General features: G+C 59.8%; 1 protein-coding gene and 1 pseudogene. Both read left to right on the forward strand.

Annotation, left to right across the window (positions count from 1 at the left end; all coding sequences use genetic code 11):
- A partial coding sequence (locus IVA79_RS17470) for a GMC oxidoreductase (RefSeq protein WP_247554844.1) occupies nucleotides 1–115 on the forward strand: 115 nt, incomplete at its 5' end.
- 832 nt (nucleotides 116–947) lie between these two features.
- A pseudogene (locus tag IVA79_RS17475) lies at nucleotides 948–2139 on the forward strand (IS256 family transposase).
- Nucleotides 2140–2256: the final 117 nt, after the last annotated feature.

Consider the following 2256-nt stretch of genomic DNA (forward strand, 5'->3'; position numbering starts at 1 on the left):
CGATGCCTCGATCATGCCGACGGTGCCGTCCGGAAATACCTATGCGCCGACGCTAATGGTGGCTGAGAAGGGCGCCGACATGATCATGGAAGACGCAAAAAGGAGCGCGCCGTAACGCCTTTTCTGAACCAATGAGATGATGAACCGACCGGCCAGGGGCATGTGGACCTGGCGATCGAGGCTTAGTATCGAAACAGGTCAAATCGCTTGTTTTGTGGCCCAGACCGGCTGACACAAGCAAATCAGGGCGCGAACGTCGCTCTTAAGGCGGAGCCTTTGGATGGCTTGTTTTTCCTTGGGCAGGGGCGCCGTGTGGTTCGCCAAATGCGGCTGGGGCTGCGTCCGTTGTTGTTTCCCATTAGCGCTCGATGATGGGAGTTGGGCTGAAGTTACCTTTATTTCGAGGCTGCATTCTTTGTTGTCTGCTTTTCTAGGAACGCATGGGTTCAACAAGCGCCGATGCTCAAACTTTGCAACAGAATCTGACCAGGTGCTTTGGAGCGGACGATGAGCTACGTCAGCGCTTCAAGGCTTTGGCAATGACGAAGGGCATCCATTCTCGTCGTGGCCGCACTGAACGGCCCACTGCGACGGATGGAAGCCAAAGGCGGCAACATGACGTCGCGGCCGCTGAAAAAGTGGAAGGCTACGATTCGTCGTCAGAACGTAGTGCTTCGGGGCGCTCCTTACGACAAATTCCAAGCCTCAGCATATTGATGTCAGAATTCGGGTTCGGAGATAGTATGGCTCTGGCCACGCACTAGGCGCCTCATCTTTTGCCTGCATCTTAGGACGGGTAAGGAGGCCTTGTTCGTGACCGGCCGGTCGGTTGTGCAGGAATTCGGGGGTAGTGTGCGGAACGTTCTGCAAAAGCTAAGAGGCTGAAGCGGTCATGGTAGGTCCGGTGATTGCGAAGATCACCGCTCGTAGAGGAGCTTGGACCCGCCATGACCGTGACAAAGACTAGGACGGGTGTCTCTGCAGTCAAAGAGTTGTTGAGGTCGGACAAGGGGTTCCTGAAGCCGCTGATCCAGAGTGCGGTGCAGGACATTCTCGAAGCCGAGATGACGGAGACGCTGGGTGCGGAGAAAGGGGACCGCGTCGAAGGACGGCTTGGCTATCGCTCCGGCTACTATCCCGCTCGCTGATCACAAGGGTCTGCAAGATCGAGCTGAAGGTGCCGCAGGACCGGCAGGGGCGGTTCTCGACCGAGCTGTTCGAGCGCTATCAGCGCTCGGAGAGGCGCTGGTTGCGGCATTGGCCGAGATGTACGTGCAAGGCGTCTCGACGCGGAAGGTCAAGCAGGTCACCGAGGAACTGGTGGGGCATGCCTTCTCGGCCTCGGCGATCAGCGCCATCAACAAACGGCTTGATGGATCGCTGAAGGCGTTCTGCGAGCTCAAGCTCAAGGAACCGTTTCCCTATCTGATCCTGGTGCGCGCCATGAGCGAGTGCGCGAGGACGGCATCATCGCGAGCCAGGCGGTACTGATCGCGATCGGCGTCGACTGGGAAGGCCGGCGTCAGGTGCTCGCGGTCGAGCTTGCCAACGGGAGAGCCGGTCGAGCTGGAAAGAGTTTTTGGAAGCCCTGAAGTCCCGCGGCCTGCATGGCGTCGAGTTCGTCGTCTCCGACGATCATCCCGGGCTGAAGAAGGCGATCGCGGAAGTGCTCGCCGGCGTGTTCTGGCGGCGCTGTTATGTGCACTTCCTGCGCAACGCGCTCGACTATGTGCCGCGCAAGGTCGACGACGATTGTCTGCTCGAGCTGCGCTGGATGTACGACCGGCGCGATCTCGGCGAGGTGCGGCGCGATCTGGCGGCCTGGCTTGGCAAATGGGGCGGCAAATATCCCAAGCTTACCGGCTGGGTCGAGGACAACATCGAGCAGACCTTGACCTACTTCCGTCTGCCGCTGGTGCACCGCAAGCACATGAAGTCGACCAACATGCTGGAGCGCCTCAACGAGGAGATCCGGCGGCGCACCTATGTGGTGCGGATCTTCCCCAACGCCGAGAGCTGCCTAAGGCTGGTGCGCGCGCTGACCGTCGAACGTCACGAGGCCTGGCTCGAGGACCATCGCTACTCAACATGGACCTGCTCAAGGAGCACAAGAAGGAGGCGTTACGCCAGGCGGCCTGACGATGCTCAGGCCAAGGGTGCGGATTCCGACGATCGCGCGCATGTATTCCGATCTGATGCCGCGCAGCTTTCCGATCTGATCGCGCGCAGGTGGAGCACCTGATCGTCGTGGCAAGA

The sequence above is a fragment of the Bradyrhizobium sp. 138 genome (assembly GCF_023074075.1).
In the GTDB taxonomy this organism is placed as follows: domain Bacteria; phylum Pseudomonadota; class Alphaproteobacteria; order Rhizobiales; family Xanthobacteraceae; genus Bradyrhizobium.